Origin of the sequence: Candidatus Methanodesulfokora washburnensis (genome assembly GCF_003947435.1) — an archaeon.
Lineage (GTDB): Archaea > Korarchaeota > Korarchaeia > Korarchaeales > Korarchaeaceae > Methanodesulfokora > Methanodesulfokora washburnensis.
Map to the genome: position 1 here is coordinate 1 of NZ_RCOS01000061.1, position 7,745 is coordinate 7,745.

The window sequence follows — 7,745 nt, forward strand, 5'->3', positions numbered from 1 at the left end:
AGAGGAGGTGAGGGCATATTTTATGCCGCTGTCTCTCCATTCAACGTAACAATAGAGATCTTGGGAAGGCCCGTAATTGTGCCCATAATTTTTTACCTCAACCTAACTGCAACACTTAGCATGCTGCTTGCCGCCTTAACCATGCTTCTTGGCTCATTTCTGGTTGGAAAAGAGTGGTCAAGGCCGATGATAGGATTCAAGGGCTTAGTACTTCCCATTCTGTTCTTAGTTGGGTTGATAATTTCTCTGGAGTTTGTGAAAAACATGGGCATAGCAGTTCCCCTGATGGGGGAGTTCATTTTGAGGTATGAGATCCCCATAGGACAGGGCATCGTCACGGAAACTCCTTCTGTTGCGATGCTCACCTTGGATTACTGGATAGCGCTTTTAGCTGGGATAATCTCAGTTCTCGCATGGTTTTTCCAGAGAAGATCCTGAGTTCTGTATAAATTGCTCTTTCATCAACAGAAAGATTTTTAATATACACTTCTCGTCTGCAATGGGATCAAAAATGAGCAGGGATCAGGTCATAGGGGCCGGAATTCTCCTCGCATCCGCTGTGATAATAATAGCATACCTGTATCTCGTGTTTCTAACGGAGTTTTCTCTTCTACTCCTGAAGATAACTGGTGCTGTGGCTGTTGTAGGTGTGTTTGGAATATTGGGATGGATTGGCTATACTCTGGCAACAACACCTCCTCCAAAACCAATAGAGGAAATTGAAAAGGAGATAGAGGAGGAGATGAAGAAGATAGAGGAGAAGAAGGAAGGCACCAGGGAGGAAAAATAGAGAAGTGAAATCGATCTTTCCATCTGCACTGCCTAAGGGAAGGGGATTATGGAGCCCATTGTGCACTTTGCTGTCCCCTTTTCAGCCCTTGTATCAGCAGGGGTGAAGCCTAAAAAGGCATTCTTCGCATCGCTTTTCTCCCTTCTTCCCGATTTTGATGCCCTTTTCCTCGTTCACAGGTCTTTTTCTCACTCTCTTTTTGTCATAATGTGTGCAGCTCTTCCCTTCATGGTGATAGCCATTAAACTTGGGCATTCCAGATTCTCATTGATGGCTTTTTTGGCCCTCTTATCCCATCCGGTTCTTGATTTATTCTCAGGATATACGCCCATACTCTGGCCCCTTTGCGATTCTCTCTGGATTAAAACAGAGCTTGGCTTTCATGTGGGGAGCTCTGTAAAGCTAATCCCATCTTTTGAGCTTTTAAGCGAGCCTACTGTGTTCCAGCATTTCCAGGAGTTTGATGCCCCTCTTTTCACGGGAGATGGCTTGATAATATCCATAATCCTGCTTCTCCCATCTATACTGAAAAGCATCAATAAGCTGTTTCAATAACTTTTCTCTCAGAAATTGAGAACTTCTGCTACCTTTTCTTCGCTCACCAGTTAAACCGTTGTCGGATAGTCATTTTACAACTATCCGTTGGCAAGCAAATAAATTCAAATTATTCTTGTGCCCTTTATGTTTCCCTGCAATCTGGTGCCGTTATCCTGCCTCCCCACTACAGCTTAAATGCGCGCAAGCAGGAATTCTGTGAAGAATGTCAACTTTATATACTTTTTACTGCATCGCTTCTTATGGCTGAGGCTGTTGTGACATCCGTTTTGGAGGAGGCACTGAGGCAGGCCTCGGAGAGAATTGCTAAGAAGATAACTGAGGGAAAGAGGCTCACAAGCACCGATGTGATAATACTTCTCCTTGACCAGATGAACAGGAGGATGGAGGCAATGAATGAATCCTTGAACAAGAGGATAGATGAGACAAACACCTCACTTAACAAAAGAATAGATGATCTAAACAGCTCCCTCAACAAAAGAATAGATGATCTAAATACCTCTCTCAATAAGAGAATAGATGACCTGAGCGCTTCCCTTAACAAGAGGATAGATGAGACAAATAAGAGGATAGATGAGACAAACAAAAGGATAGATGATATCAAGGAGGATCTTAAATCTCTTCACCAGGAGGTATCATCGATAAAGTCAGATGTAATAGCATTAATGGGGGAGAAGCTGAAGACAGGTTAATTAGCACTTTTAACATTTATAATTTGAGAATCTGAGGAGATTAGCTCTGCGAGCAACATGTATATCTCATATGCTGGTAATAGTTGTTGAGATAGAGCACGCAAAATCGGCAATTAAGAGTGGAATAGTCCTTTTGAAAGGTCAAATCCATGCAATGACTTTAATTCCTATTTATCGCTTGTTCTGACAGGTTGTGTGAAGTGCGCAGCACTTAACATTTTTATTCGTGGAGCTAATAATGGATACAATGGAAGATAGAAATGCAAAGTTGCTTGTGGATTCCTTAGAGCGTTTTCTTGTAAAAATATTCGGAAAAGAGTTTATTGAAAGTGAGTATAATAAGCTAAAAACTTATGCGCCAAGAGGCAAGCCGGAGGAGCTACGTTACCTGATCGCTCCAAATGTTCACAGAGCTGGAAAGTGGTATAGGCTATTAGAGACCATCAAGGAGCAGGAGTACTCCTTTGACCTAAGATTCTCCACAGATGTTGAGGAGTTTATGAGACTTTTACTGTTTGCACATGGCCTTGACTTGCTGATACGAAGTAATACGCTTCCTCTGCAGAGAAAAGAGATTGTAGGAGCACTAAGAGATAGGGGTAGATTTGAGTCGCTAATGTATGAAACTATGATAGCGTCCAATTACGCTTCAAATAAGTTCCACGTCAAGTTCCCAGAACTCTTTGGAGAGCGAGTAGATATCTACGCTGAGAGGGGAGAGATAAAAGTTTATGTCGAGTGTAAAACGCTTAAGAAAAACGAGAAATACGTTGATATTGCCGTTGAGATAGGTTCATGGCTTAACGAGAAGAAGGTTAATGTTTTGTTGGACATCACATTGCCTAGGACACCTAAAAAGGAGGATGTGAAGAAAGTCAGCGACCTTGTAAAGAAGGTTCTTGAAAAGGGTGAGGCATGTAAAGAGGGAGATATTAAGGTGTCATTTACAGAGTTGCCCGAATACCTATGTAAACCATTCCAAATGTCCATCTCAAATCCAGAAAATGTGGAATTCATACTTAGCTCTTCTTACATTAGATTTTCGGCGAAAGGACCAGAGGTTAAAGAGCCAAAGCTGATTATTCTTAGAAATCCGAACAAGTACGAAGAAGTCAGTAGACGATTAAAGGATGCATTGGAAAAGGCTGATGATCAACTTAAGACCGTGAGGGGACGTAAGGTAATCTATATCGATGCATCTGAAGTTATCGGAAGACCTACTCTTCAGATACCCGAGCTCATTAGCTTAAATACAGTAATGTACAGCAAACTTGAAGCCTTTGTGAGATCTTGGTTGGAAAATCATGTCACAATCGACGCTGTAGTCATGACGGAGCCGAGGCTTTACTTGGATCCTTTCGGGATTCCTTGTGCTGTAGCCTTAGAGTCTAAGACCATAAGCTCTTACATAGCTCCAGGCTGGACAATATTGATGAATATTATCCCAATGCCTAAGGAAGCTTCTCCCAAAGCTCTAGTGAATATGGGAATTGAAATGGCAAAAAGAGGTTACTACAGCTTGGCACTCGGTTATTATAGAAAAGCTATTGAGATCAAGCCCGACTTAAAAGAGGCATATAACAATATTGGGAAGCTTTTAACAGAAGCTGGAAGAGCAGATGAGGCACTTAAATACCTAGAGAGAGCCCTTGAGCTGGATCCTAAATATGCTCCCGCCTTGATAAATAAGGGCATAGCATTAGCAGGGTTAGGTAAATACACCGAAGCTTTGGAGTCGTTCAATGAGAAGCTTGAATCCCGATGATGAAAAGGCTTGGTACAATAAAGCACTTTTATATTTTGGGTAGAAGCGAAGAAGCCCGCGAATGCACCCTTAAAGCATTAAGCATAAACCCAAATTATGAGCAAGCCTTAAGGTTGAAAAGCTTATGCATTCACAAGAAGATCCACGTGCTAAATGACACACTGCAACCCAACAAAACCCATTTTTGTTATTTTTATCGATAAGAGCTGTTTTGAACCTTCTAGCTAATACCTGACTTGGTCACATTAACAAGCGTCCATTGGAAGTCTGCTATCATTTTTCTGGAGGTATAGAATCCAGATACTCTAATTATATAGTAGAGGTATTAAAAAAATAAGAAGATATCCTTTTTCTTAGGAGATAATGAAAGAAAATTTAAAAAGGTTCTTTTCTCCTTTCCATAGAGGGAAATGAACCAAGTGGTCTCTCAAAAGATTAAAATGGCTTCTGCTCTTATCATGATCCTCATGTTTGGAGCGGGTTTTGCCCTAACTATCTCGGCAGTTTACATGGAGACCATTGAAAGACAACCAATACATGTCATTATATCGGGGATAGGCGCACTTCTCATGACTATTGCCACTTTCATAGCAATAATTCAGCAGAAAATAGAAAGGGTTTGAGAGCACTTTTTAATTTTGAAGACTCATAAAACGAGCAGATGAAAAAAACTTCATAGCAGTTTCCCTGCTTGAACAGATTATCATTAATCATAGAAAACTTTTTATTATCTCCCCCTTCTGCTAAACAGCTGCAATGCAACTATAGCACCAACATCAATGGTGGTAAAATGACCCCTCTCAAGGCCGGGTGTCCTGCCTCCTCCGAGCTTCTCAGAAGCTCCTCGAGGAGCCAGGACATTCTGGATGGAGGGGTGAATGATGGGGCCCTATGCGGGCTCCTCTTTTCAGCTTTGCACGCTGAACACCGCACATCGAACTCCGGGGAGAGGGGCCTGTTCTTTTCTGTCAGGGGGCGCATAAGGGGGGTGAGAGGATCTCTCGGTTACTTGTGCGCTGAGCCCTGGCAGGAAGGACAGGCCTTGATGATCCCGAACTGCCTGCAAACCCTTATGGTTAAGCTTATAAGCTGCTGGATCTAATTATAGATGCACCTACAATGGAGATTTAAGGAAGGGAGAAGTAAAATCGTGCAGGGAGGGCTTCATGCTTATATGGGTGCGGGCAAAGATCCGCGATCCAGTGGGCGTACTGTGCTGGAGGAGGCCAAGAGAGCTCTAGAGCTTGCTGACAGGGAGCTGGAGGAGTTTTGCAGGGAAAGAGATGCTTTGAGGCTTAGGGATGCATGCGAGAAGGGATGGCTTGCTGTGCTCCTAGCAACTGATGCTCTTCTTGCAGAGCTCGGCCTCGGAAAACCGGAAAGCTATGCTGAAAGGAGGGTGCTTCTCAGGGAGCTCGAGAGGAAGGTGCCAAGGACTGAGAAGCTCGGCCTCAGGGACAGGCTAGGGGCAAGGGGTTACTACCTCCACATCCTTGGCTATCATGAGGGCTCATTGAGAGAGGATGAGGTAGCTGAGGAGCTCAGTAAGGCCAGAAAATACGTGGAAGATGTGAAGAGGCTCCTTGAGGAGGAATGAGCTTCGATCATGATGAACTGGATCTGTCAGCTAAATTACATGCAAATATGATAATGAAACCTTTGCAAGATCTAGAGGTATGAGTAAGGAGTTGAAGGTGGTGTACGACTCTGAAGCCGACGTTCTAGTGATCAAGGCGGGGGACGACAAACCCTCCTATGGAGAGGAGCTGACGGACCAAGTGATAATTCACTTCAACGAGCGCGGTGAACCCATCGAGATAGAGGTGCTTGATGCCATGGAGTTTCTTGCAAAACTCGTCAAGACAGTGGAGAACTCAAAACGCGCTAAACTTCGCACAGATCCAGAAGTATGAGAGCTGTTGTCACAGGAGGACTGGTGGAGATAACTGTCCGAAAGGCAACTCTCCTTCTGGAGCCTTAGTAAACTAGATAGGTTTTAAATAGAGGATTAATTAATATTGATGTGGGATACATATGACCGTTGAAGTCGATATAAGGGAGATTAAGGAGATCCTCTCTGCATTGAACAGCAAGATAGACATGCTGATTGAAAATAGGGAGACCTTATCGCTGATGATGCTTGCTGAGAGATCCCTCAGGGAGTTCCTGGAGAAGGAACCTGACATCTACTCGATTGATGATATTAAGGTTAGATACCAGTGAAGGGAAAGATAGTTCTCATTCCGTTTCCATTTACGGACTTGACTACAGCGAAATTAAGGCCTGCTCTGGTTTTGTTTGAAGGAGAAAGGGATGTTGTGGTAGCATTCATCTCTTCAAGAGTACCTCAAAGTCCTATGCCAACAGATATCATAGTTGACAGGGAGCATCCTGAGTTTGAATTAACAGGACTTAAAGTCGCGTCGGTGATAAAGCTTGACAAAGTTGCCACCATATCGAAAGACCTAATACTGGGGGAGATAGGGAAATAGGTAACAAGCTTAAGGAAGAGATAAATGCAAAGTTATCGAAAGCCTACAAGTTCGAGAAGTAGTGTGCGCGCATTTATAAAGAACCTGTCAATTCTCATAAGCTGAGATAAAAATTGTCTGAAACCTTATTTGAGGAGCATGAGCGCAACAGTGAATGGTTTAAAAAGAACTATCAGCACCTCGTTGAAAAGTACGATGGCATGTTCGTAGCGATCCATAAACAAGAAATTATCGCATTTGATGAGGATCCCGGTAAACTCAGGGGAAAAATACTGGCAAGAGGCCTTAACCCCATGACTGTTATGGTTGAATACGTCTCGAAAAAGCCATTGGAATTCATACTATGATTATGGGTTTCTGGACAGCTCCTTCAGCCCTCCAGCTCCTGCGGTTAAAGCATTCATATCGATTGAGAAGTTGAAGATCAAGGGATCAAGTTTCTTCTCGACGCTGGAGCCTCTGCTACCGCTATGACAGAGAGCTGTTAGGCATAGGGATTGATGGGCTTGAGAAAGCGCCCACCAGAATTGGCGGAATAGGAGGGCTGGTTGACACTTATGTGGCTAGGGATACTAAAATATTTTTAAAAACTCTGAATGGTGTACGGAAATACTGGATGTGCTCGTCTTAAAACATGATTTTAGCAGATTATCTGGCGAAAAAGTTAAGAGAGTGCTTGCTATACCTTCATTGTTGGGCAGAGACCTGATGAGAAAATTTAAGTTGATATACAGTGAGGCAAAGGAATACGTTGCTTTAGAAAGCAAGAATGCTTCAGAGTTAGCACTATGACAACCTTATCCCTTCTCGTTTTAACATGAGAGCTGTTGTCACAGGAGGAGCTGGCTTCATGGGAAGCCACCTTGTTGATAGGTTAATGCCGGAGGGGAATGAAGTAGTGGTAGTGGACAACCTGAGCTCCGGAAGCATGGAAAACATAAAATGGACTGGCAGCAAAGGATTCAGGTTTCTAAAAAGGGATCTAAAGGATCCGGATTGGGCAAAGGACATAAAGGCTGATGTTGTATTTCACTATGCTGCAAACCCCGAGGTGAGGGTGAGCACGGTAAACCCAAGGGTACACTTTGACGAGAATCTGGTAACAACATTCAACGTTCTGGAGGCATGCAGAAACCTCGATATTCCCTTCATTGTTTTTGCCTCGACAAGCACCGTTTATGGGGATGCAAGAGTTCCAACCCCTGAGGATCATGAGCTCAATCCCATTTCTGTATATGGGGCCGTTAAACTGGCCTGCGAGACCATAATAGGGACATATTCAAGGCTATATGGGATAAGAGCTTTGATATTGAGGTATGCAAATGTCGTAGGGCCGAGGATGAGGCATGGGGTTATAGTTGATTTCATAAGAAAGCTGAGGGAAAACAGAGGAAAACTGGAGATACTGGGTGATGGATCCCAGAGGAAGTCTTCTGTTTACGTGGATGATG

13 protein-coding genes are annotated in these 7,745 nt (G+C 43.4%); all 13 read left to right on the forward strand.

Annotated elements, in window-relative coordinates; translation table 11 throughout:
• Window positions 1-438, forward strand: a 438-nt coding sequence (locus tag D6D85_RS16105) for a hypothetical protein (protein ID WP_161969677.1), incomplete at its 5' end; no start/stop codon positions are given.
• A 73-nt stretch (window positions 439-511) separates the two neighbouring features.
• Window positions 512-790, forward strand: coding sequence for a transcriptional regulator (locus tag D6D85_RS03830; RefSeq protein WP_125670752.1), 279 nt, complete (start codon window positions 512-514; stop codon window positions 788-790).
• 48 nt (window positions 791-838) lie between these two features.
• Window positions 839-1,345 carry a metal-dependent hydrolase gene (locus D6D85_RS03835; protein WP_125670753.1) on the forward strand — a complete coding sequence of 169 codons (507 nt, stop codon included), beginning with the start codon at window positions 839-841 and terminating at the stop codon, window positions 1,343-1,345.
• 218 nt (window positions 1,346-1,563) lie between these two features.
• Window positions 1,564-2,037, forward strand: a complete 474-nt coding sequence (locus D6D85_RS03840) for a CorA family divalent cation transporter (RefSeq protein WP_272914415.1) — start codon at window positions 1,564-1,566, stop codon at window positions 2,035-2,037.
• Between the two features lie 238 nt (window positions 2,038-2,275).
• The gene (locus D6D85_RS03845; protein WP_125670755.1) at window positions 2,276-3,802 is read left to right on the forward strand and encodes a tetratricopeptide repeat protein; all 1,527 of its coding nucleotides are present in this window, start codon (window positions 2,276-2,278) and stop codon (window positions 3,800-3,802) included.
• Window positions 3,803-4,212: 410 nt separating this feature from the next.
• Window positions 4,213-4,425, forward strand: a complete 213-nt coding sequence (locus D6D85_RS03850; RefSeq protein ID WP_125670756.1) for a hypothetical protein — start codon at window positions 4,213-4,215, stop codon at window positions 4,423-4,425.
• Between the two features lie 485 nt (window positions 4,426-4,910).
• On the forward strand, window positions 4,911-5,399 hold the full coding sequence (locus tag D6D85_RS03855; RefSeq protein WP_125670757.1) for a hypothetical protein: 489 nt from the start codon (window positions 4,911-4,913) through the stop codon (window positions 5,397-5,399).
• A 97-nt stretch (window positions 5,400-5,496) separates the two neighbouring features.
• Complete coding sequence (locus D6D85_RS03860; RefSeq protein WP_237558748.1) at window positions 5,497-5,715, forward strand: DUF2283 domain-containing protein; 219 nt, start codon at window positions 5,497-5,499, stop codon at window positions 5,713-5,715.
• Window positions 5,716-5,836: 121 nt separating this feature from the next.
• On the forward strand, window positions 5,837-6,025 hold the full coding sequence (locus D6D85_RS03865) for a hypothetical protein (RefSeq protein ID WP_125670759.1): 189 nt from the start codon (window positions 5,837-5,839) through the stop codon (window positions 6,023-6,025).
• A complete protein-coding gene (locus tag D6D85_RS03870) occupies window positions 6,022-6,294 on the forward strand; it encodes a type II toxin-antitoxin system PemK/MazF family toxin (protein ID WP_125670760.1) in 273 nt (90 codons plus the stop codon). Before D6D85_RS03865 ends, D6D85_RS03870 begins: the two co-directional genes overlap by 4 nt.
• A gap of 113 nt (window positions 6,295-6,407) precedes the next feature.
• On the forward strand, window positions 6,408-6,641 hold the full coding sequence (locus D6D85_RS03875) for a DUF5678 domain-containing protein (protein WP_125670761.1): 234 nt from the start codon (window positions 6,408-6,410) through the stop codon (window positions 6,639-6,641).
• Window positions 6,642-6,912: 271 nt separating this feature from the next.
• A complete protein-coding gene (locus D6D85_RS16110; protein WP_161969678.1) occupies window positions 6,913-7,086 on the forward strand; it encodes a hypothetical protein in 174 nt (57 codons plus the stop codon).
• A 25-nt stretch (window positions 7,087-7,111) separates the two neighbouring features.
• Window positions 7,112-7,745, forward strand: a 634-nt coding sequence (locus D6D85_RS03880; protein ID WP_125670762.1) for an NAD-dependent epimerase/dehydratase family protein, incomplete at its 3' end; no start/stop codon positions are given.

Excerpts from the sequence above, each read along its gene's own strand:
- D6D85_RS03830 (WP_125670752.1), top strand. The coding sequence starts at position 512 with ATGAGCAGGGATCAGGTCATAGGGGCCGGAATTCTCCTCGCATCCGCT.
- D6D85_RS03845 (WP_125670755.1), top strand. The coding sequence starts at position 2,276 with ATGGATACAATGGAAGATAGAAATGCAAAGTTGCTTGTGGATTCCTTA.
- D6D85_RS03865 (WP_125670759.1), top strand. The coding sequence starts at position 5,837 with ATGACCGTTGAAGTCGATATAAGGGAGATTAAGGAGATCCTCTCTGCA.
- D6D85_RS03835 (WP_125670753.1), top strand. The coding sequence starts at position 839 with ATGGAGCCCATTGTGCACTTTGCTGTCCCCTTTTCAGCCCTTGTATCA.
- D6D85_RS03855 (WP_125670757.1), top strand. The coding sequence starts at position 4,911 with ATGCACCTACAATGGAGATTTAAGGAAGGGAGAAGTAAAATCGTGCAG.
- D6D85_RS03850 (WP_125670756.1), top strand. The coding sequence starts at position 4,213 with ATGAACCAAGTGGTCTCTCAAAAGATTAAAATGGCTTCTGCTCTTATC.